The organism is Vibrio sp. qd031 (assembly GCF_002100145.1).
Classification (GTDB): Bacteria; Pseudomonadota; Gammaproteobacteria; order Enterobacterales; family Vibrionaceae; genus Vibrio.
In genome coordinates this window covers 106,485-130,203 of record NZ_JXQD01000005.1, presented here as the reverse complement: position 1 = coordinate 130,203, position 23,719 = coordinate 106,485, and the positions used below count along the sequence as shown (strand labels likewise).

The following is a 23,719-nucleotide window of genomic DNA, read 5'->3' as shown; positions in this document are numbered from 1 at the left end:
TTCATGTTGATGTTCGATTTTTTTCAGTAAGACTGGGGAGGGGCGGGGGGCGGGAGCGGGGGCGAGGACGCTTCGCTGCGGGGAGCGAGGACGCTGTGCTGCGGGGAGCGGGGGCGCTGCGCTGCGAGAAGCGGGGACGCTGCGCTGCGGGGAGCGGGGACGCTTCGCTGCGGGGAGCGGGGGCGCGGAGCTAGGGGGGCGGTCGGTGAAGGACGTTTGTTCATTCTTCTACTCGAAAGCTTTTCTCAAAAAGCGCCTCGCAGTCACGCAGTGACGTCCTCGTTCCTCGCTCTTCCTCCCTCGCCTCTCGCCTTTACAGCGAAGCTGCGATGCGGTTTAGGTCCGACTGAATCGCTCCTGCAGTCACGTCACGGCCTGCGCCTGGGCCTCTAATGACTAAGGGGTTGTCTTTGTACCATACGCTTTCTATTGCAAAGATATTGTCACACGGCAATAAGTTTGCGAGCGCGTGATTGGACGGCAATGCTTCAACACCAACGCTGGCTTTCCCATCTCGATCCAACCTCGCCACATAGCGAAGTACTTTGCCTTCTTCATTGGCTTTTTCGACACGTTCAAGCAGCGCTTCATCCAGTTGCTCGGCATGATCGAAAAACTCATCGGCGGACAAGGCATTGAGTGCTTCAGGAACCAAGGACTCCACTTTTACCGCCTGGGGTTCAATGTCGAGTCCAGATTCACGCGCCAAAATCACCAGCTTGCGCATCACGTCACTGCCATCCAAATCCTTGCGTGGATCGGGTTCCGTCAAACCTTGCTGCCACGCTTGCTCGACAAGCTCACTAAAGGGGATATCACCGGTGTACTGCTGAAATAGCCACGATAGTGTTCCTGAGAAAATCCCTGAAAACGACACGACCGTATCGCCACTTTCGTGTAAATCTCTCACCGTATGATTAATCGGAAGCCCTGCGCCAACTGTGGCATTGTAGTGCCAACTACGACCGGTTTTAGAGAACGCATCTTGGATCAAGTGATACGTTTCACTCGGTGCAGAGCCTGCCAATTTATTCGCAGAAATCAAATGAAAGCCGTGCTCGGCAAATGCGATATAGTTGGCAGTCAATGCCGCGCTAGCAGTGGCATCGATAACCACGATTTCATCATAGCGCTGCTGCTCTTTGAGTTGAGTCTGCCACCCATTGTCATTTCGCACCGCGTGCTTTTCAAAGCCATCATCGGTCACTTGACGGGCATCGAGCCCATCAAGATCCAACCAGTAATTTTTACTGTCCGCCACACACACAAGATCAAATTGCATTCCGTAACGTTTGTTCATCACGTCCTGCTGAGTCTCGAACAGTGACAGCCAACTTGCACCAATATTGCCTCGCCCACACAATGCTACAGCAATGCGCTTTTGGGCTTGGAACAGTTGTGCGTGCAGCGCATTTAGGATCAGCTTACTGGATCCCTGACGCAACACTGCCACCAAACTCAGCTCGGAGTCTGTTTCGTAGACAAACTCAAGCGGTTGGTGCTTAAGTTGCTGATAGAAACCAAAGCAGTGCTGTGCATTTGAGGTCACGCCAGCACCGACTGCGGCCACTATAGAGTATCCAGCTTGATAATCGACATGATAAAGCGGTGACTGAGCTTGGATAAACTCCTGCACATCTCTTGCGACTTCCAGGGTGTAGGCCAGTCGTATTTTGTATCGGTCCCCTTGAACTTCTTCCGCTAAAGGCACCAATTGCGCTTTCGCTAATGCGTCCGAGAGCTCTTCTAAGCAGCGTTCAAAGTCGTGCCCATGTTCGATGGATACATCGAGTAACACCACGTCATCGAGCGAGGTTACAATCTTTGCGCCACGACCAGAGGCGAGAACGCGCTCAATGCGGGTCGACCCTGACTCAGGAGCGTGACTGCAACGCAGGTTCAAGTCAATGGCACTTTGCGCCACCGGTTGTAGCGTACGGCTATGTAAAACGGGTGCGGCTAAGCGAGCCAATTCACTGGCCTCGTCTAAGCGCAGTAGTGGTAGCAGGCAAGCTTCTTCAACAATGCGAGGGTCAGCACTGTATACGCCTGCAACATCACTCCAAATGGTGACCCGGGACGCCTCGGCAAGTAAACCGATCACAGTTGCAGAATAATCTGATCCATTTCGACCCAATAAGACGGTATTACCTTGATGGTCTTGCGCCATAAAGCCGGTGATCACTATACGGCGATCATGGTGTTGTGCCAGTTCATTCATCAGTAACTGTTTCGAGGCGACACGCTCCACTTCTGGCTGCGTGCCTTTTTCAGCGCGTAGAAACTGTCGGGAATCTAGCTGCACTGCTGGCAATTCATTGCGGCATAACAACGCGGCCAGCAACTTCGAAGACCACACTTCTCCCATTCCCAAAAAGTACGCCCGCTTTGTTTTCTCTAAAGGCCAAGAGGCCCCATTTAGTTCGGAAAAATCGATCGCCAAAGATTCAAGCAGTGCGCGTTGTTGCTCAGAACGAAGTAACTCTTCTATGAGCTGAGTTTGAAATGCACGCAGTTCTTGCAGCACTTCGTGAGCAACACGGCCATCACTCTCGAGCGCATTGGCCCACTTAATCAACTGATTTGTCGTCGACCCTGCAGCGGACACTACCACTAAATCATTGTCACCAGAGTACTGCTGAAGGATACTCGCCACGCGCTGATAGCACTGAGCATCAGCTAAGCTGCTGCCACCAAATTTATGAAGTTGACGCACTAGCATTACAACGCTCCTGCCACAGCAAAAGCTTGCTCAAGGTCTTCAATGAGATCCGCAGCCTCTTCCAAGCCAATTGATAGGCGCAGCAGTTTATGTGAAACGCCTGCTTCGGCGAGCGCTTCTTCACCCATCGCGCGGTGCGTCATAGTGGCTGGATGACAAATCAAGCTTTCAACGCCACCCAATGATTCGGCAAGTGAAAATAGCTGTAAGGCACCAATAAACGCTTTTAGTTGCTCTTCTTCACCCGCAAATTCAAAACTGAGCATCGAACCAAATCCGCGCTGCTGCTTCTTAGCAATCTCGTGTCCAGGGTGTTCAGGCAGACTTGGGTGATAAATCGCGTTTACTAGAGGTTGCTGCTGTAAAAACGGCAATATCAAATTGGCGCTCTCTTCGTGCACACGCATTCGCGCACCTAAGGTACGAATACCACGTAAAGTCATGTAAGAATCAAATGGCGTACCCGTTGCACCAATACAATTTCCCCACCAGGCCAGCTCTTCGGCATCTGCAACGGTTTTGGTGATCACCACTCCGCCAATCACATCCGAGTGACCGTTAATAAACTTGGTGGTTGAGTGGATCACAAAGTCCGCACCCAACTCAATAGGCTTTTGAAACACCGGCGTTAAAAACGTATTGTCGACCGCAACTTTCGCGCCAACTTGATGCGCTTTTTGACACAGCTCTTCAATGTCTACAACACGGACAAGTGGATTTGAAGGGGTTTCAATCAATACCAATTTAGGTTTTCTTGCCAAGGCTTGCGCCACTGCGTCTGGGTCAGTTTGATCGACAAAGACAACTTTAAAGTCGCCTTTGTTGGCACGGGTATTGAACAGTCTATAGGTCCCACCGTAACAGTCGTGCGGGGCAACAATAAGATCATCGGGCCCAACAAAGGCTGACACCCATAAATTAAGGGCCGAGGTACCGCAATTGGTCACCACAGCGCCTTCTCCACCTTCTAGTTCATACAGTGCGGTTTCAAGTAAACCTCGGTTTGGATTGCCAGAGCGGGTGTAATCGTATTGCGGCACTTCGCCAAATTCTGGAAAACCATAGTTGGTCGACAGGTAGATCGGTGGGACAACGGCATGGTGCTGAGTATCTGACTCTATGCCAGTGCGTACGGCAATCGTCGCCGGGTGGTGTTTGCTCATGCTTTATTCCTTGTGAATGCTCAGGCGAATTTCCTTGTAAAGGCTAAGCAACGCCTAAATTTCAAACTGATAATGTGACTAACGTCTACTCTACCCGCTTCAAGTTGAGACATCAACACCTCTAGACGTCTAAACGTCTTTACATGTAAACAGGAATACCGCTAGAATGCCCTCAATTGAACAGAGTCACGCACAAGGTAATCAATGGCAGACTGGAACGGCGAGTACATTAGCCCTTACGCCGAGCATGGTAAGAAAAGTGAGCAAGTAAAAAAAATCACTGTATCGATTCCACTAAAAGTACTGAAAGTACTCACAGACGAGCGTACACGTCGCCAGGTCAACAACCTGCGTCACGCGACCAACAGTGAATTACTGTGTGAAGCATTTTTACATGCTTATACGGGTCAGCCACTGCCAACCGATGAAGACTTAAGAAAAGATCGCCCAGACGATATTCCTGCAGAAGTGAAAGCGCTGATGACGGAAATGGGGATCGAGTTCGAGGCATTCGACGAAGAATAAACGTCGTATTTTGAGCTTTAAATAAATAGCGAACGGCCGTTCATCGCAATTGCGATAAACGGCCGTTTTTCTCGTTGGCTATATGAAACTGCCTAACCCAACATGTAGTCGTTAGGCAGTTCAATTCGAGCAACACCAGACTCAACCGCAGCCAGCGCGACAGCACGCGCAACGCGAGGTAGTAGTCTAGGGTCCATCGGCTTAGGAATAATGTACTGTGAGCCAAATTCTAGCGAAGTCACACCTGCAGCTTTTAGTACTTGTTCTGGAACAGGCTCTTTCGCCAGTTTACGAATCGCTTCTACCGCAGCAAGTTTCATTTCATCGTTGATTTCAGAGGCGCGAACATCGAGTGCGCCACGGAAAATAAACGGGAAACAGATTACATTGTTGACTTGGTTCGGGTAATCCGAGCGTCCAGTGCCCATGATTAAATCACTTCGTACTTTATGGGCCGTTTCAGGACGAATCTCTGGATCGGGGTTAGAACACGCAAACACCACAGGTTTATCACCCATCAATGCCAATGCGTCTGGCGACAAAAGATTCGGTCCTGAGACACCCAAAAACAGATCGGCGCCTTCAATAACATCTTCCAAGGTGCGTTTGTCAGTGTTGTTGGCAAACAACTGTTTGTATTCGTTCAAATCATCGCGACGAGTATGGATCACCCCTTTGCGATCAAGCATGTATATCTTTTCACGCTGAGCACCACATTTGATCAGCAGCTCCATACAAGCTACCGCCGCAGCGCCTGCGCCCAAACATACTATGGTCGACTCTTTAAGGTTTTTCCCTTGAAGCTCTATGGCGTTAAGCATACCAGCAGCTGTTACAATAGCCGTACCGTGCTGATCATCATGAAACACCGGGACATCACAGCGCTCAATGAGTCGAGATTCGATTTCAAAACAATCCGGCGCTTTAATATCTTCTAAGTTAATCCCACCAAACGTATCGGCAATATTGGCCACGGTGTCGACAAACTCATCGATAGTGCGATGCTTGACTTCAATGTCAATCGAATCTAGTCCAGCAAACTTTTTAAACAACAGCGCTTTACCTTCCATGACTGGTTTTGAGGCCATCGGCCCTAAGTTACCCAAGCCTAAAATAGCGGTGCCGTTTGAAATGACCGCCACCATGTTGCCTTTTGCGGTGTACTTGTAAACATTATCGATGTTCTGCGCAATCTCTCTTACAGGCTCGGCGACACCAGGGCTATAAGCCAAGGCTAGATCAGTAACGGTTTCAGCCGGTTTGGTCAGTGCTATTTCAATTTTGCCTGGTGTTGGCTCAGCGTGATAATCGAGTGCTTGTTGACGAAAGGCATCCAATTGTGACGGTTGTGTCATACAGTTCTCCAAATATAGAGCGAAAAGGTAAAAATTACTGTGAGTCCTATTGAAATAGAACTTCATTAGAAATTAAGTATAAACAAATGATTTTAGGAGACTTATCGGGATTTTCCCAATAAATGCAGAGAGATTTTTGTGAGCACAGTTGCCTGTGCAAAGCTCGTTCACTTTTTAGTAGGATCAAAAAAGGACGCCGAGGCGCCCTTTTCGAGTATCTTGTAAGAATTACTTCTTAGAAGATAGTGCACCGAAACGCTTGTTAAAGCGATCAACACGGCCGCCAGTATCAACGATACGTTGCTTACCAGTGTAGAACGGGTGACATTGGTCACATACGTCTAGGTGGATAGATTCTTTAGCTAGAGTAGAGTTAAACTCAAACGTGTTGCCGCAAGAACAAGTTGCTTTAACCGCTTTGTACTCAGGATGGATACCTGCTTTCATGGGGATAACCTCAGTTAGGCCGCGTCGCTAATCAGTTCTACTAAAATGCTCTTGAGAACACCCGTAATCTGACCACCACACGTAGTTTCTTAAAAATGGCGCTAATACAGCACCGTCAAGGCGCAGTATAGTAATGAATAACGCAGGGAGGATCAACCGATTTGTGGCTTTTTTCTGCACAATCCCTTTCACGGCTTCAGTATAGACGTAACCTTGCTTCGCGGTTTATTTTTGGGGCCAATTTGGTCGACTCTACACCGCACGACTATCTCGCTCTGAAAGGGTCGCTATTGCTGTCCTATCTAAACCCAATTACTATGACGCCACTACCCCGAGCAGTAATTAGAATTAACGTATGCGCCCACAAATCGTTCAGGTTGCACTGCCTGTGCCCCTTGATCGCCAATTTGACTATTTGATTGAAGCCCACCATTTTCCGGTGGTCGGTGGACGAGTACGAGTTCCTTTTGGCCCCAAAAGCCATATTGGTATTGTGACAGGATTTAAACACCAGTCCGATGTTCCCATCAGCAAACTCAAACCCATTACTCAAGTCATCGACCACGAGCCGCTGTGGCCGAAAGAGATGATGGAGCTGATCCATTGGTGCGCGCAATACTATCAATATCCGCTTGGAGACAGCTATTCCATCGCACTCCCTTCTGCTCTGCGTAAAGGCAAAGCAGCAACTAATGAACCTGTTCAAGTATGGTCAATTACCGACGCAGGACGTGACCAACTCGCCGCCGGCAATAAACGCGCACCTAAACAACACAGTCTGTTAGAGCAGCTTAGCCATGGTGAGCTGAACCATGCGCAATTAAGCGAAGAGTTTAGCAGCGCGATACTTAAAACGGTTCAAGATAAAGGGTGGATACAACAGGACTCGATTGCGCAAGTCATGAAGCCTTGGTCGGTAAGTGGCACGTCTTTACTCAACGACGACGATAAACCTCAACTCAACGAAGAACAAGCGATTGCCATTGGTAGCATTAATGCTAAGCGCGAGTTTGGTTGTTACCTACTGCAAGGCGTCACGGGTTCAGGAAAGACAGAAGTCTACTTAAACGCTATCGAACCGGTATTAGAGCGCGGTGGACAAGCGTTAGTACTGGTCCCTGAAATTGGTTTAACCCCGCAAACCATCAGCCGCTTTAAAAACCGATTTAATGTTCCCGTTACAGTGGTGCACTCTGCGCTCAACGAAAGTGAAAAGCTGAACGCGTGGTTAGACGCCAAAAATGGCACCACAGGTATCGTAATCGGTACCCGTTCGGCGCTGTTCACTCCATTTAAACAGCTGGGGATCATTATTGTTGATGAAGAGCACGACAGCTCGTATAAGCAACAAGATACACTGCGCTATCACGCAAGAGACCTTGCCGTAATGCGAGCCAATAAACACAATATTCCGGTTTTGTTGGGCTCTGCCACTCCGTCTATTGAGAGTTTATATAACGCCGAACGAGGTAAGTATCATCATTTAGCACTCACCGCTCGAGCCGGTAACGCGCTTCCAACCACCAATCAAATTCTCGACATTAAAGGTCAATATTTGGAAGCCGGGTTAAGTGGCAGCCTGATTGCAGAAATGCGGCGCCATTTGGATGCAGGTAACCAAGTGATGCTGTTTCTTAATCGACGTGGGTTTTCACCGGCAATGATGTGTCACGATTGTGGCTGGACAGCCGAGTGTCAGCGGTGTGATGCCTTTTATACTTACCATGCCAGTAGTCAAGAGATGCGCTGCCATCACTGCGGTTCAAACCGAAGAGCCATCGCACAGTGCCGCGAATGTGGCTCACATCAGATGGTGGCCGTGGGCGTCGGTACAGAGCAGCTTGAAACCAAGCTTAATCAGCTGTTTCCAGAGCACTCATCAATCCGAATCGACCGCGACAGTACCCGGCGAAAAGGCAGTTTGCAGCAAGCGCTCGATAGCATCACTCAAGGCAAACATGACATCCTCATCGGTACGCAGATGCTTGCCAAAGGCCATCACTTTCCCGATGTGACTTTGGTGGCCTTGCTCGATGTAGACGCCTCTCTCTATAGCAGTGATTTTCGCGCCGCAGAAAAATTGGCGCAATTGTATATTCAAGTTGCAGGACGAGCCGGACGAGCCAGCAAACCTGGACATGTGCTGTTGCAAACCCATCACCCAGAGCACCCACTGTTAAATTCGTTGACCACGCAAGGGTATGAGACATTCGCGCAGAACACCTTAGTTGAGCGCCAGCAGGCGATGTTACCGCCCTATTCTTACTTGGCTCTCATTAGAGCAGAGGCCCATGACGCAGACCGTGCCGAGCAGTTTTTACGCCAAGTCAGGCACATCTTTGAGGCTCACCCTATCTTTGCTCATCAATCCTTGGTGTTGGGGCCCACACCAGCGCCGATGGCCAAACGTGCAGGGAAATCTCGTTGGCAATTAATGCTGCAAACGGAGCATCGCACCTCGCTGCTAAAATTACTTGCCAGCGCAAAGCCGGCCATTAATATGCTCGATTTAGCCAGCAAAGTGCGCTGGAGCATTGACGTTGAGCCACAAGATTTGGTGTGATCTCTTTCGTATAAAACATATTTAACCGCACCTCGTACCAATCACGTGATATGCTTGAGACATACGTTATGATGTTTAGGGTGTGCGATTGCGCGCGATCAATAAGCATCGATGGCGCGAAATAGATGATTAAAGACCAAGAACAAATGCTAATACGTCAACAGGTACAAAGGAAATTATCATGGCGACAATGAAGGATGTTGCTGATCTCGCGGGTGTCTCTACAGCCACGGTATCTCGTGCGCTGATGAACCCTGAAAAAGTCTCAGTGTCCACCCGTAAAAGAGTGGAAGAAGCGATTGTAGAAGCGGGATACGCCCCTAACTCACTGGCTCGGAACTTACGCCGCAACGAATCCAAAACCATTGTTGTCATTGTTCCCGATATTTGTGACACCTACTTCTCCGAGATCATTCGTGGTATTGAAGACGCCGCACTAGAGCAAGGTTACTTAGTGTTGCTTGGCGATGCGTCTAAGCACAAAGGTCGAGAAAATGCCTTTGTTAACTTAGTGTTTACCAAGCAAGCTGATGGCATGATCCTACTGGGTAGTGATGTGCCTTTTGACGTGAGTAAAGAAGAACAGCGCAATTTGCCTCCATTAGTCATGTCCTGTGAATACGCTCCTGAGCTTGAGCTACCGACCGTACATATCGATAATCTCACCGCCGCTTACGACATTGTGAACCACTTAACCTCTATAGGACACCGTCGAGTAGCTCAGATCAGTGGCCCAATAACCTCTCCCTTAAGTAATTTCCGACATCGTGGTTACCAGCAAGCGCTGCGCCGTTCCGGGGGGGCGTTGAACGATGGATTTACCGCGTATGGTGATTTCTCTTTCGACTCTGGTGCCCAATTGGCGAAAGAGTTACTGAGTTCTTCACTCGCGCCTACCGCCATTTTCTGCCACAACGACGCAATGGCCATTGGTGCTATGCAAACCGTGAAGAAGATGGGGTTGCGTATACCGGAAGATATTTCAGTGGTTGGGTTTGACGACATACAATATTCTGCTTACACCGATCCACCATTAACCACAGTCAAACAACCCCGCTACGAAATAGGCCGTGAGTCAGCATTGATGCTCTTGGCGAGACTGAAAGGCCATTCAGGCAGTATTCCGTCAAAAATTTTGGAAGCCAAGTCCGTGATACGCGAAAGTACTTGTCCACCAGCTAGCGCTCTAGAAGGGAATAATGAGCACCCTGCTGAAGTGAATCCAGCAACATTTTAATACCGTTCCAAGGCCAATCTGTTGCGGGTAATCGTTGCATTTATCGAGGGTTCCCCCGTAACATAGGCGAACTTTCGCGCCCGCTCAAACGGCGCTTTATTGTAGTAATGATGGCAGTAAAATAGTGGCAAAAAAAGACTATGTAAAACGCGGTAAACCCGCTCAACGCTCAAGAAAGAAACCCGCCCCTAAGCGAAAGCCTATTAAGCCGGTGTTACTTGCGATACTCGTGGCCTCAGGGTTTGGGTATGCTTTGTACCTTCTCAATCAAGATCCTGAGCCAGAAGTTACGCCACCGGTTGCTGTTAAGCCAGCACCCAAGGTTGCTCCTCAAAAGCCAGCATCAAAACTACCACCGATCCCTGAAGAAGAGTGGGATTACATTAAGACGCTGCCAGAAAAAGAGGTTCAAGTTGAAGCCAAAGAGTTAGCGGTCTCCGATGTACCTTACATCATGCAGTGCGGTGCTTACAAAACCATGAGCACGGCTCAAGAGCGTAAAATGGACATCGCCTTTCAGGGCATTAACAGTCAAATCAAAAAACGCGAAGACAGCAGCTGGTACCGCGTGGTTCTGGGACCTTACGAACGTAAACGCGACGCAGAAAAAGACAAACACACACTGCAACGGGCTAAAATTGAGCCGTGTGCAATATGGAAAGATAACGGCCAGTAATACCAACCAATTTCTGGACTGAAGAGATAAAAAAGCCGAGTTTGAATTATCAAACTCGGCTTTTTTAATGACTGGAAAAGTTGGTATTACAAGATAAAGCGGCTTAAATCTTCATCGTCTACAACACTGCCAAGCTTAGACTCAACATACGCTGCATCGATAACGAGTTTCTCACCCGCCCTATCAGTGGCTTCAAATGAAATTTCATCCATCAATCGCTCCATCACGGTATGCAGACGGCGAGCACCGATGTTTTCTGTAGTTTCGTTCACCTGCCAAGCCGATTCTGCTATCTGTGCAATACCGTCTTCGGTAAACTCGACATCCACTTCTTCGGTTTTCATCAATGCCGTGTACTGCTCTGACAGAGAGGCACGTGGTTCGGTCAATATACGTTTGAAGTCGTCGCTTGACAGTGCTTCCAACTCAACACGTATAGGCAGACGCCCTTGCAATTCAGGGATCAAATCGGACGGTTTGGCTACTTGGAAAGCGCCCGATGCCACAAACAAGATGTGATCGGTTTTCACCATGCCGTGCTTGGTCGAGACCGTACTGCCTTCAATCAGCGGCAGTAAATCACGTTGTACCCCTTCCCGCGACACGTCAGGACCAGACACATCACCGCGCTTACAAATCTTGTCGATTTCATCGATAAACACGATGCCGTTGTTTTCAACGTTGAAGATAGATTGTTCTTTCAGCTCTTCCTGATTCACAAGCTTAGCCGCTTCTTCTTCCGTCAATGACTTGAATGCGTCTTTGATTTTGATCTTACGCTTTTTCTTGGTATCTCCTGCTAGGTTTTGAAACATCCCTTGCAGTTGATTGGTCATCTCTTCCATACCTGGAGGCGCCATGATTTCTACGCCCATCTGCGGTGCGGCGATATCGATTTCGATCTCTTTATCGTCCAGTTTACCTTCACGCAGTTTTTTGCGGAAAACCTGACGAGTATTGCTAGAGCTCCCATCACTCTTTTCATTCTCGCCCCACGCATCGCGAGCTGGCGGTAGCAGTGCGTCTAAAATTCGCTCTTCTGCTCGCTCTTCAGCGCGAAACTGTACTTTTTCCATCGCTTGTTGGTGCGTCATTTTGATCGAGGCATCAGTGAGGTCACGAATAATGGTTTCCACTTCTTTGCCCACATAACCCACTTCGGTAAACTTGGTCGCTTCAACCTTGATAAAGGGAGCATTCGCCAGTTTTGCCAAGCGGCGGGCAATTTCTGTTTTGCCCACACCGGTTGGGCCAATCATCAAAATATTCTTAGGTGTCACTTCAGGACGTAGATTTTCGTCCAGTTGCATGCGGCGCCAGCGGTTACGTAGCGCAATCGCCACTGCGCGTTTCGCTTTCTCTTGGCCAATGATGTGGCGGTTCAATTCGTGAACGATCTCACGAGGGGTCATTTCAGACATTCTACCGATCCTTAATTTTTGTGAGATAGAAAACGGTTAGTACTCAAGCTCATCAACGGTTTGATGATGATTGGTAAACACACAGATATCCCCAGCAATCTTTAATGATTTTTCAGCAATTTCACGTGCGTCTAAGTCAGTATTTTCCAGAAGAGCAATTGCAGCAGACTGGGCAAAGTTTCCACCCGAACCAATCGCGATCAAATCGTGCTCAGGCTGAACCACGTCACCATTACCTGTGATAATAAGTGATGCGGTCTCATCAGCTACTGCCAGCAGTGCTTCAAGCTTGCGCAGTGCGCGATCGCTTCGCCAGTCTTTGGCAAGCTCAACGGCGGCCTTCGTTAAGTGGCCTTGATGCATTTGCAGTTTGCTTTCAAAGCGTTCAAACAGTGTAAACGCGTCGGCAGTGCCTCCGGCAAAACCAGCCAACACTTTGTTGTTATACAGACGGCGCACCTTCTGGGCGTTGCCTTTCATCACAGTGTTGCCTAGAGAAACCTGGCCATCGCCAGCAATTACCACTTTATTATTGCGGCGTACAGATACAATTGTAGTCACGAATGTGCCTCATTCAGTTTGCCTTGATAGTTCAAATATGAGGATGCTTATTCAGAAATCAAGGCGCAGAAAAAAGGAGTTTCAAATCTCAGTGGCAAAATATTCGTTCGAAAGGCAAAAAACTGCGTACGCTAATAAGCACTCAAATTTTGATCACACCCATACTTTTTAACATTGGCGTAACGAAATATGTGGAAACGTTTACAGTTTAACCATTAAAAGTACAAAATCTCGTCTATTATTCTACTATCTACTATAACTTACTTTAACAACTCACTATTTTAGGCCTCTGTTGCATATTTAGCCTTTGAGCATCAACAGAGAGTTTTAAATCTATTCCAGGGAGCAGTTGGGATATGGCGCAAACAATGAAAACGGTCGCATCAGGCCAACCTCAGCATCCGCCCCAAGCGACAAGAAAGCTTGGGCACGGCTTATCGCCATGGCTTTTCTTAGCACCTGCACTGATCATTTTCTCGGTTTACGTCATTTACCCCATATTTCAAAGTATCTGGCTCAGTTTTTTTGAATGGGACGGCTTAGGCGAGAAAACCTGGATAGGATTAGACAACTACTTTGAACTGTTTGATTCCGAACTGTTTTATACCGCACTCACCAATAACTTTTTGTGGCTCATCTGCTTTATGCTTGCGCCGCCTATTGGTCTGTTTATTGCCCTATTCCTAAACCAACAAGTGTTTGGCATACGTGCGGTCAAGTCGCTGTTTTTCTTCCCATTTGTTATTTCACAAGTCGTGGTTGGTTTGGTATTCGCTTGGTTTTATGACCCTTCCTTTGGTCTTCTTAATATCGCGAGGGAATCTATCGGGTTACGGCCAATTTCGATACTCGCTGATGAGGATCTAGTGACGTACGGCATTATTGCGGCAGGCTTGTGGCCGCAGATCTCCTACTGCATGATTTTGTACTTAACTGGCCTCAATAACCTAGACCCCGAACAAATCGAAGCCGCTCGTTTGGACGGTGCAAAGTCGTGGCGCATGTTGTGGTTTATTGTATTGCCGCAATTAAAACCCGCCACCTTTATCGCCATCGTTGTTACCGTGATTGGGGCACTACGTTCGTTCGACCTTGTCGCCACCATGACCGCAGGCGGCCCGTGGGGCAGTTCAACCGTGCTGGCGTATCAAATGTATCAAGAGTCAATATTTAACTATCGAATGGGGTATGGCGCGGCTGTTGCTGTGGTGCTGTTCTTAATTATGGATATCTACATTGCGTACTTCTTATGGCGGATGTTAAGGAGTGAAAAATAATGTTCCCACAACCGATTCAAAAAGCAGGCCCACTGGCCAACATCAGTTATCGTGTGGCATTACCCTTTACCATTATCTTGTGGTTGCTACCACTGCTTGCGGTTATGTTAACGTCACTGCGCTCAATCGACGATATCAACAAGGGTAACTATTGGGGTTGGCCGGAAGAGATTCATTTTGTCGAAAACTACACCCAGGTGTTCACCTCCACCGCCATGGGTGATTACCTACTCAACAGCTTGATGATCACTATCCCTTCGGTAATGGGTGCAGTTGCGCTCTCGACTTTAGCGGGTTTCGCATTGGCTAAATATCGCTTTAAAGGCAATATCTGGATCTTCGCTCTGTTCATTGGCGGTAACTTTGTGCCCTTTCAGATCCTGATGATCCCGGTTCGTGATCTAACGATTACCTTAGGGCTTTACGATACCCACTGGGCATTAATTTTCTTCCATGTCGCTTTCCAGGCCGGCTTTTGTACCCTCTTTATGCGTAACTTCATTGTCGGCATCCCCGATGCTTTGATAGAAGCAGCACGTGTTGAAGGGGTAAAAGAGTGGCGCATATTTACATTCATAGTACTGCCTCTTGTAAGGCCCGCTTTAGCGGCTTTGGCGGTACTCGTCTTTACCTTTATTTGGAATGATTATTTCTGGGCACTCGTGTTGGTACAAAGTGACGATGTCCGACCGGTAACAGCCGGTCTCAGCTCCCTACAGGGCCAATGGCTCGCCTCTTGGCAGTTTATGTCGGCAGGTGCTGTCGTGGCCGCAATACCGCCAGTAATGCTGTTCTTTGCAATGCAAAAACACTTTATTGCGGGATTAACCTTAGGTGCAACGAAATAGCACCTGTGCATGCACAACGACGACACATAACAACAATAAGTGGAACAGAGCCTTGCGCTCAATAATAAGGACCTTACCTATGAAATACGTGAAACACATTGCCGCTACTACAGCACTCGCAGCAACAGTTGCGACGTCTGCAATGGCTGGTACTCTGGTCATTAACTCCGATGCCTCCGACCCAGCACCTAAAGAAGCATGGGCTGAGATCATCAACCGCTTTGAGCAAGCGAATCCAGATATCGAAGTAAAATATAACCTGTACGACCACGAGTCATACAAAACCACGATTCGTAACTGGCTGGTTACCTCGCCACCTGATGTTGTGTTCTGGTACGCTGGTAACCGTATGAAAGCGTTCGTTGACCGTGGTCTATTTGAAGACGTCAGCGATATGTGGACGGCGAACGGCATGAACGAAGACTTTGCGGCGGCGCAACCTGCGATGACCGTAAACGGCAAGCAATATGGTGTGCCATACACCTACTACCAATGGGGCGTGTACTACCGTAAAGATATCTTTGATCAATATGGTATTAGCGAGCCAAAAACGTGGGATGAGCTAAAAGCGGCATCTGCGACATTAAAAGAAAACAACGTGGCACCGTTTACCATCGGTACCAAATACCTATGGACGGCTGCGGGTTGGTTTGATTACATCAACATGCGTACTAACGGTCTGGACTTCCACATTGAGTTGATGGACGGTAAAGTGCCCTACACCGATGATCGCGTGAAGAAAACCTTTGCCAACTGGGCAGAACTGGTTGAGCCAGGTTACTACCTAGAAAACCACGCGTCTTACTCGTGGCAGGAAGCGCAACCCTTCTTGTACAACGGTGAAGCCGCAATGTACCTAATGGGCAACTTCATTACGCCAAACTTCCCCAAAGAACTTGATGGCAAAATGGGCTTTTTCCAGTTCCCAAGCATCGACCCTTCTGTAGGTATGGCGGAAGATGCACCAATGGATACGATTCACATTCCATCGAAAGCGAAGAACAAAGAAGACGCGCGTAAGTTCCTAGCCTTTGTTGCATTGCCAGAAAATCAGCAGTTGATTAACGAAATGCTGCTGCAAATTCCAACCAACAACAAAGCCAAAGCTAAATCTGACCCATTCCTGGATAAAGGCGTGGCAATGCTGGGTTCTGCAGACGGTACGGCTCAGTTCTATGACCGCGATACCGATCCTGCAATGGCGACTGAAGGCATGAAAGGCTTCCAAGAATTTATGGTCCACCCAGACCGTATTGAGAAGATCCTTGAGCGTCTAGAGAAAACGCGTCAACGTACGTTTAAATAAATAACTAAAGACTCCTCCCCTAAAGAGCCTAAGGTGCAGCTACACTTTGGGCTCTTTTTTTAGTTGTTGAGTGACGCTTATGATTGCATCATCACAGTAAAGCGGACAACCCTGAACTAAAGCGACGCTTTTGATATACTCGACGCATTAATCGATACCAACACACATTGAATGAACACCATACCTATACAAGCGTGGATTGGCGCAACTCGGCCAAAAACACTCCCCCTTGCTCTTTGTTCCATATTATTGGGCAGTACATTGGCGTATACCAATGGCGCGCTCTCAGTAAGTACCTTAGTGCTCGCAATCATCACCGCGTCATTACTGCAAATACTGTCGAATCTGGCCAATGATTATGGGGACGCAATAAAAGGTACTGACAACGAACAACGCATCGGCCCCACTCGCGCCGTGCAGTCTGGGGAAATCAGTTTACCTACCATGAAAAAGGCCCTTTGGGTCACGTCCGTACTAACACTGATATCCGGCTTAGCGTTGGTGATGATCTCGGTGAATACGCCAACTCAAATCGTACTCTATTTAGGTGTGGGGATCAGCTCAATGCTAGCCGCCGTCGCTTATACGGTCGGCAAACGGCCATACGGGTATTTGGGACTAGGCGATCTTGCCGTGCTACTGTTCTTTGGATTTGTTGGCGTGATTGGCAGTGAAATTTTGCACACGGGTGTATTTAACCGGTTATCTCTTATTCCTGCCGCCGCCAGTGGTTTACTGTCGGTAGCAGTGCTCAACATTAACAATATGCGTGACATCGATAACGATGAAGCCAGCGGAAAACACACCGTCCCTGTGCGCATTGGCTTACAAAGCGCGAAACAATATCACTTAATATTGTGCGGGTTGGCGTGGGCTCTGTTTGCCTGCTATCTGGTGTTTATCGACGCTTCAATTTTGTCGATCGCGATTTACTCCATCGCGCTCGCCCCAATTGCGGTGCACTGTGGCAAGATTAAAGAGTGTGACTACCCCTCGCAGGTCGCACCATTAATGGGCGATGTGGTCAAAACCGCACTGATGGTTAATGTGATATTTATCGTTGCGCTGTTGGTGGATTAATAAGCGTGACCTCGCAACGTTTGTTGAGGAAAGATTGCTTCTAATCATTGAATTCCAATAGCTTAGGGATATACTCAAACTTCATGCTAGCCGATAAAGGTGTAACGAGAATGGAATACAATACGTCTGCCCTATGCGATGTCTACCTAGATCAGGTTGATGTTGTTGAGCCCATGTTCAGTAATTTTGGTGGGAGCGCATCATTCGCAGGTCAATTGACCACGGTAAAATGTTTTGAAGACAACGGTATCATCCGCTCCATTCTCGAAGAAGATGGTGACGGTCGCGTGTTGCTGATCGATGGCGGCGGTTCACTTCGACGAGCACTCATTGATGCAGAATTAGCGTCATTGGCTGAAGAAAATGAGTGGGAAGGCATCGTGGTTTACGGCTGTGTTCGTGAGGTTGATGATCTCGAAGACATGAGTATCGGCATTCAAGCCTTAGCCTCAATTCCGGTTGGCGCTGCGGCGCAAAACATCGGTGACATCGATGTGCCTGTCAATTTTGGTGGGGTGACATTTTTACCAGAAGATTACCTATACGCGGATAACACTGGCATCATTATTTCGCAAGAGCCGTTAGAGGTTGACTTCGACCTAGATAACGACGTCGACGATATCGAAGAGTAGCCACACCGCACCTCGGCAATGACATGACCAGCCCTTATCTTGCCCTGCGAGAAATGAGCTGGTCTTTTTATATCAACTCCCCCGGCAGTCGCATAAAGTCCTTCAGACAATGCCACAATTGCTTTTGAGCATGCGTTTATGACGCGCTGAGCCAATGGCGAAAAAGTTGGTCGCCATTCTCTGGGCAAAACGCCAACATACACGTTCCTTTTTTGACCATAAACAACATTTAGGCCGATTCCCTCGGTCACTGATTAAATACTCTACCGCGATCTAAGACCCTGATTTTTATATTCGGTATGCTGTTCACTTCATTCAATTGGGCAGCTTGCACGGAGCTTTGCAATGTTAGGACCACACCGACATACTGCGATCAAATTGGCAGTATGCACCTTGATCCCGTTATTCATTTATATCCTTCCAACCTCAGCAATCCCGATACACGATCTCACCGTGACGCAACATCGTCTGCTCGCCATATTTGTAATGGCTGCGCTACTTTGGGTGTTGGAGCCCGTACCTGTCTTTGCCACGTCCATATTGATCATTACCTTGGAGTTGATATTCATTTCCAACAAAGGGCTCGCCTCCCTAACCAGCGCTTCGAGCGCAGAAAACCTAGGCGTTTTGGTTCCTTATACCGATATTTTTGGCGCATTTTCATCCCCTATTATTATTCTATTCATGGGCGGGTTCGCGTTAGCCATTTCGGCCGCAAAATACAATCTCGACAACAATTTAGCCCGTGTGTTACTTAAGCCTTTTGGTGAACAGCCCAGATTTATCATGCTCGGGTTAATGCTAATAACCGCCATTTTCTCAATGTTTATGTCCAACACTGCGACGACGGTAATGATGTTGGCGCTGCTCAGCCCCATCGTTGCTGCCGCCCCTAAAGGGGACACGGGTATAAAAGCACTGGTTCTGTGTATTCCTATTGCTGCAAATACCGGCGGGATGGCAACGCCCATTGGTACCCCGCCTAACGCCATTGCATTGCAATACCTCACGGGTGAAAACAGCATTGATTTCCTAACGTGGATGAGCTTTGGCCTGCCCTTTGTCATTGTGCAATTGGCCATCGCATGGCTGCTGCTGCAAAAGCTGTTTCCTGCTCAGCAAAAGTCGCTTCGTCTAGAGCTTAGTGGCCAGTTTAGTAAACACTGGCGCGCCATCGTGGTGTACGTCACCTTCATCGCCACCATCTTGCTGTGGCTCACCACCAAGTGGCACGGTATGAATACTTACGTGGTATCCATCATACCGCTGGCAGTATTCACCCTAACCGGCATTATGGGCAAGTCAGAGATTAAACAAATCAACTGGGATGTACTGTGGCTAGTGGCTGGTGGTATTGCCATTGGTATTGGCCTTGAGAAAACAGGACTTGCGGTAGCGCTAGCGCACGCCATTGATTATGAATCGCTGTCGGCATTTGCGGTTATTGTTACCTTGGCTTTAGTGTGCTGGTTAATGGCAAACTTTATGTCCAACACCGCCACCGCCAACTTACTGATGCCCATTGCCGCAGCCATTGGCAGCTCAATGAGCAGTCTTGAGTCCTTTGGCGGGATGCAGGGATTACTTGTTGTTGTCGCCTTTGCGGCCTCACTGGGTATGATCCTGCCTGTCTCTACCCCACCAAACTCATTAGCCTACTCGACGGGTTTGATAGAAAGTAGAGATATGGCTAAAGCGGGTATTATCGTCGGAGTCGTCGGTCTTTCGATTCTGTTTGTCGCGTTGATGATTCTCACCTAACAATCTGTTTTAGCGAAAATATTGCATCAAACAAGCCGCTATGATTAAGTAGCGGCTTGTCTGTTTTTACTACTACCGCATTGGGAGCCCTAATGGGTTACGAATGGATGGCCCTTGCGGCCGCCTTTTTATGGGCGTTTTCAAGCCTAATCTCTGTAACACCTGCCAAGCATTTAGGTCCATTTGCGTATAGTCGATGGCGCATGGGTGCCACTGCAGTCATATTAACCATAATGGCGTTTGTGGTTGGTGGCTGGTCAAGCATCGAAATGAGCTACCTGTGGCCAATGGCACTGTCTGGATTAATCGGCATATTCATTGGGGACACAGCACTGTTTGCGTGTATGAATCGTATGGGGCCAAGGCAAGCTGGGCTGTTGTTTTCGTGCCACGCACTGTTCTCTGCATTGCTTGGGTTTTGGTTGTTCGACGAGCGCTTTCAAGGCCTAGAAATGCTTGGGGCCATACTGGTGTTTAGTGGCGTGGTGTTTGCCATCTACTTCGGACGCCGTGGTAATAGCCACGCTTGGGAATCTATCCGTGGAAACCTGTGGTTTGCCGTGGGGCTGGGCCTTACCGCTGCATTATGTCAGGCACTGGGCGGAATAATCGCTAAACCCGTCATGCAAACCGAAGCCGATCCTATTGCCGCATCGGCCATCCGAATGATCACCGCGTTCATTGCTCACTCACTGTTTTTAATCAGCGGAGCCAAACTGGCCAAAGCGCACAACCCGATGAACGTAAAGATGTTCTCCATTACTGTGGTCAATGGTTTTTTAGCCATGGCCGTGGGTATGACGCTGATTTTATTTGCGCTGCAAGAAGGTAATGTCGGCATGGTCGCACTGCTGTCATCAACCACGCCTATTATGGTACTGCCCCTGCTGTGGCTCTACACCAAGCAGCGTCCCAATCGATACTCTTGGCTGGGGGCGGCGCTTGCCGTTGTCGGTACCGCGCTCATCGTCAGTTAAATTATGCCCGCGATACGGGAAACGCCAACACCTCATCAATGTGCGTTGCCTGTGTCGCTAGCATAACCAAACGATCGACCCCTAACGCCACACCCGCACAATGGGGAAGGCCGGCCTGCAATGCCGCAATCAAATGATGGTCAATAGGCTGTTGTGGCAGCCCCATAGACTGTCTTTTTTGATTATCTTGTTCAAAGCGGCGCAGCTGTTCATCGGCGTTTTGCAGCTCGTGAAATCCATTGGCCAGCTCAACACCTTTAAAGTACACCTCAAATCGATCGGCAACTCTGAGGTCAGAGTCATTAATCTTTGCCAAAGCCGCTTGAGAAGCAGGAAAATCGTACACCATTACCGGAGCCTGCTGCCCAATGTTTGGCTCGACACCCACACTAAATAGTATCTGCAGCAGGGTATCTCGATCTGATTCGGTGTGCGCTAAATCTGCCATCCCAAGTTCAGCCACTTTTTGTTGCAACTGTTCAACACTGGCTTCCAGCGGACATAAGGATAATTGCGCGATGAACGCTTGCTGATAGGTCGTTCTATCGCAGTGCGTGATGGGCAGAATCAATTGTAAGAGCTCGGACATTTCATCCATTAGCGCGTGATGATCAAACCCCACTCGATACCACTCAAGCATGGTAAATTCAGGATTGTGGAAGCGACCCGATTCTTCGTTACGAAACGCTTTGTTGATTTGATATATGCAGCCACTGCCCGCAGCAAGGAGCCGCTTCATGTGAAATTCGGGACTGGTCATGCAATACAGCGTCTGCCCATTGGCAAAGCCAGGGCCAATAAACTGTGTGGAGAAGGTGTGCAAGTGAATATCGGTCACTGTCGCTTGGCTAAGCGCCGGAGTATCGGCTTCCCATACATCACGCTGGCTAAAAAACTGACGTACAGACGCAATAATTTGAGCGCGCTGCTTTAGCGATGCTATCGATGCACTAGGTTTCCAATCTTGATTCACTTGGTACTTCCTCTTTCAATGGTCGCTGCCGATAATAAAGCGCGTGCAGAATCTTGCAACCCACAATATTCGCTCAACCAATCGACATAAAAACTTTTACAAAAAATCTCTGCAAGCCTTTGTTTCTAAGTCTTTTGTTGGATTATTGTCAGCAAACGTAAAATTAAGAGCAGCGTCACAGTTCGCAACAAATCCATGACTCACTTGGCAAAATTGAGTGAAAAAGGAGCCAGAGTCAATTTAATCGTCAAGGTAAAGCTCTACTATACCCCTAGTTTCTTTGATGATTTAACATTCCTCATGCCCCTCACCCTCATGCGAACATGACTGTGAACGTGGCATCTTTGACCTTGTGGAGGGTAACTGTGAAAACCATAACCACAGATATCGCTGTCATTGGCGCTGGAGGTGCGGGACTTCGTACCGCTATCGCCGCTGCCGAAGCGAATCCAGATCTTGAAATTGCACTCATTTCCAAAGTCTATCCAATGCGTTCCCATACTGTGGCCGCAGAAGGTGGATCCGCCGCCGTTGTAAAAGACGAAGACAGCTTAGACAATCACTTTAACGACACCGTAGGCGGTGGCGATTGGTTGTGTGAGCAAGACGTTGTGGAATACTTTGTCGAAAATGCCACACGCGAAATGATCCAAATGGAACAGTGGGGCTGCCCTTGGAGCCGCAAAGAGAATGGCGAAGTCAACGTGCGCCGCTTTGGCGGCATGAAAGTAGAACGTACGTGGTTCGCGGCCGATAAAACCGGCTTCCACATGCTTCATACTCTGTTTCAAACCTCCATTAAATATCCACAAATCAAACGTTACGACGAGTACTTTGTGGTCGACTTATTGGTCGATGACGGCGAAGTTCAAGGTCTGATTGCCATTCATATGTCTGAAGGTGAACTGGTTGCCATCAAAGCTAAATCGGTGGTACTTGCAACCGGTGGCGCTGGTCGCGTTTACCACACCAATACCAATGGCGGCATTGTGACAGGCGACGGCATGGCGATGGCTTATCGTCACGGCGTGCCACTGCGTGATATGGAATTTGTGCAATACCACCCAACAGGTCTGCCGGGCACCGGCATCCTCATGACCGAAGGGTGTCGTGGTGAAGGTGGCATCATCGTCAATAAAGACGGCTATCGTTATCTACAAGATTACGGCATGGGGCCTGAAACCCCAGTCGGTGAGCCAAAGAACAAATACATGGAACTTGGCCCGCGCGATAAGGTCTCGCAAGCGTTCTGGCACGAGCAGCAAAAAGGCAATACCATCGAGCACCCACTGGGTGATGTGGTTCACCTCGATCTTCGCCACTTAGGGGAAGAGTACCTGCAAGAGCGCCTGCCATTCATTTGTGAACTGGCTAAAGCGTACGTCAATGTCGATCCGGCTAAAGAGCCAATTCCAATTCGACCTACCGTTCACTACACCATGGGCGGAATTGAAACCGATCCACAGTGTGAAACACGAATCAAAGGTCTGTTTGCGGTCGGTGAGTGTGCCTCTGTAGGCTTACATGGTGCAAACCGCCTGGGGTCAAACTCTTTGGCCGAGTTTGTGGTATTTGGCCGCGTTGCGGGTGAGCACGCGGTAAAACGTGCCACCGAGTTTAGCGGTTGGAACGATGACGCCATTCAAGCCCAAATTGATGATGTCCAAGCACGTATTGACGCGCTTCGCAGTCAAGAAGGCGACGAAAACTGGTCTGATATCCGTACTGAAATGGGTCATGCGATGGAAGCGGGTTGTGGTATTTATCGTCGTGAAGATTTGATGCAACAAACCATCGACAAATTGGCCGAGCTAAAACAGCGCTACAAAAACATCAGCATCAAAGATAAGGGCAGCGTATTCAATACTGACCTTCTATACGCCATCGAAATTGGTTATGGACTGGATGTTGCTGAAGCTATGGCGCACTCGGCGATTTTGCGTAAAGAATCTCGCGGCGCCCACCAACGTCTTGACGATGGATGCACTGAGCGTGATGACGACAACTTCCTTAAACACAGTTTGTCGTTCTATCAAGCCGACAGCGCCCCAACCATCGATTACAGCAAGGTGACGATCACCAAATCGCAGCCTAAAGCTCGTCTTTATGGTGAAGCCGCTGAGAAAGCCGCCGCTGAAGAGAAAGCAGCAGCAGAGGCTACTGAGTCCAATCAAACACAGCAAGGAGAGCAATAA

Annotated in this window: 19 protein-coding genes; 12 read left to right on the top strand and 7 right to left on the bottom strand. The window is 48.5% G+C overall.

Going from position 1 to position 23,719, the window contains the following annotated elements:
- Positions 1-313: 313 nt before the first annotated feature.
- The gene (locus ST37_RS04540; RefSeq protein WP_084884153.1) at positions 314-2,722 is read right to left on the bottom strand and encodes a bifunctional aspartate kinase/homoserine dehydrogenase II; all 2,409 of its coding nucleotides are present in this window, start codon (positions 2,720-2,722) and stop codon (positions 314-316) included.
- A complete protein-coding gene (locus ST37_RS04535; RefSeq protein ID WP_084884151.1) occupies positions 2,722-3,885 on the bottom strand; it encodes an O-succinylhomoserine (thiol)-lyase in 1,164 nt (387 codons plus the stop codon). Before ST37_RS04535 ends, ST37_RS04540 begins: the two co-directional genes overlap by 1 nt.
- A gap of 204 nt (positions 3,886-4,089) precedes the next feature.
- Between ST37_RS04535 and metJ the strand changes: the two genes are divergently transcribed.
- Positions 4,090-4,410: a met regulon transcriptional regulator MetJ gene (metJ, locus tag ST37_RS04530; RefSeq protein ID WP_084884149.1), complete on the top strand. Its 321-nt coding sequence runs from the start codon at positions 4,090-4,092 to the stop codon at positions 4,408-4,410.
- Between the two features lie 92 nt (positions 4,411-4,502).
- Here metJ and ST37_RS04525 read toward each other — a convergent pair whose 3' ends face one another.
- A complete protein-coding gene (locus tag ST37_RS04525) occupies positions 4,503-5,765 on the bottom strand; it encodes a malic enzyme-like NAD(P)-binding protein (protein WP_084884148.1) in 1,263 nt (420 codons plus the stop codon).
- A gap of 228 nt (positions 5,766-5,993) precedes the next feature.
- Entirely contained in the window at positions 5,994-6,212 is a 219-nt protein-coding gene (rpmE, locus tag ST37_RS04520; RefSeq protein WP_084884146.1) for a 50S ribosomal protein L31, read from the bottom strand.
- Positions 6,213-6,567: 355 nt separating this feature from the next.
- Between rpmE and priA the strand changes: the two genes are divergently transcribed.
- From priA to ST37_RS04505, 3 genes are all read left to right on the top strand, one after another.
- A complete protein-coding gene (gene priA / locus ST37_RS04515) occupies positions 6,568-8,775 on the top strand; it encodes a primosomal protein N' (RefSeq protein ID WP_084884145.1) in 2,208 nt (735 codons plus the stop codon).
- Positions 8,776-8,956: 181 nt separating this feature from the next.
- Complete coding sequence (gene cytR / locus ST37_RS04510) at positions 8,957-10,012, top strand: DNA-binding transcriptional regulator CytR (RefSeq protein ID WP_084884144.1); 1,056 nt, start codon at positions 8,957-8,959, stop codon at positions 10,010-10,012.
- A 124-nt stretch (positions 10,013-10,136) separates the two neighbouring features.
- The gene (locus ST37_RS04505; protein WP_084884143.1) at positions 10,137-10,688 is read left to right on the top strand and encodes an SPOR domain-containing protein; all 552 of its coding nucleotides are present in this window, start codon (positions 10,137-10,139) and stop codon (positions 10,686-10,688) included.
- A gap of 86 nt (positions 10,689-10,774) precedes the next feature.
- Here the strand turns inward: ST37_RS04505 and hslU are convergent, their stop codons facing one another.
- Positions 10,775-12,109 carry an HslU--HslV peptidase ATPase subunit gene (gene hslU / locus ST37_RS04500; RefSeq protein ID WP_084884142.1) on the bottom strand — a complete coding sequence of 445 codons (1,335 nt, stop codon included), beginning with the start codon at positions 12,107-12,109 and terminating at the stop codon, positions 10,775-10,777.
- Positions 12,110-12,145: 36 nt separating this feature from the next.
- Positions 12,146-12,670: an ATP-dependent protease subunit HslV gene (gene hslV, locus ST37_RS04495; RefSeq protein ID WP_084884140.1), complete on the bottom strand. Its 525-nt coding sequence runs from the start codon at positions 12,668-12,670 to the stop codon at positions 12,146-12,148.
- A 356-nt stretch (positions 12,671-13,026) separates the two neighbouring features.
- Between hslV and ST37_RS04490 the strand changes: the two genes are divergently transcribed.
- The 7 genes from ST37_RS04490 to ST37_RS04460 all read left to right on the top strand — a co-directional run bounded on the left by ST37_RS04490 (position 13,027) and on the right by ST37_RS04460 (position 20,551).
- A complete protein-coding gene (locus ST37_RS04490) occupies positions 13,027-13,947 on the top strand; it encodes a sugar ABC transporter permease (protein ID WP_084884138.1) in 921 nt (306 codons plus the stop codon).
- On the top strand, positions 13,947-14,795 hold the full coding sequence (locus ST37_RS04485) for a carbohydrate ABC transporter permease (RefSeq protein ID WP_084884137.1): 849 nt from the start codon (positions 13,947-13,949) through the stop codon (positions 14,793-14,795). The genes ST37_RS04490 and ST37_RS04485 overlap by 1 nt, the downstream gene beginning before the upstream one ends.
- Before the next feature lie 79 nt (positions 14,796-14,874).
- Entirely contained in the window at positions 14,875-16,101 is a 1,227-nt protein-coding gene (locus ST37_RS04480) for an extracellular solute-binding protein (protein ID WP_084884135.1), read from the top strand.
- Positions 16,102-16,272: 171 nt separating this feature from the next.
- Positions 16,273-17,181 carry a 1,4-dihydroxy-2-naphthoate polyprenyltransferase gene (locus ST37_RS04475; RefSeq protein WP_084884134.1) on the top strand — a complete coding sequence of 303 codons (909 nt, stop codon included), beginning with the start codon at positions 16,273-16,275 and terminating at the stop codon, positions 17,179-17,181.
- 110 nt (positions 17,182-17,291) lie between these two features.
- Entirely contained in the window at positions 17,292-17,813 is a 522-nt protein-coding gene (rraA, locus tag ST37_RS04470; RefSeq protein ID WP_084884132.1) for a ribonuclease E activity regulator RraA, read from the top strand.
- Positions 17,814-18,158: 345 nt separating this feature from the next.
- A complete protein-coding gene (locus ST37_RS04465; RefSeq protein WP_084884131.1) occupies positions 18,159-19,574 on the top strand; it encodes an SLC13 family permease in 1,416 nt (471 codons plus the stop codon).
- Between the two features lie 92 nt (positions 19,575-19,666).
- Entirely contained in the window at positions 19,667-20,551 is an 885-nt protein-coding gene (locus tag ST37_RS04460) for a DMT family transporter (protein WP_084884129.1), read from the top strand.
- A 1-nt stretch (position 20,552) separates the two neighbouring features.
- On the opposite strand, the gene epmA is transcribed toward ST37_RS04460, so the two are convergent.
- Entirely contained in the window at positions 20,553-21,524 is a 972-nt protein-coding gene (epmA, locus tag ST37_RS04455) for an elongation factor P--(R)-beta-lysine ligase (protein ID WP_084884127.1), read from the bottom strand.
- Positions 21,525-21,889: 365 nt separating this feature from the next.
- On the opposite strand from epmA, the gene frdA reads away from it, so the two are divergent.
- Entirely contained in the window at positions 21,890-23,719 is a 1,830-nt protein-coding gene (gene frdA, locus ST37_RS04450; RefSeq protein ID WP_084884126.1) for a fumarate reductase (quinol) flavoprotein subunit, read from the top strand.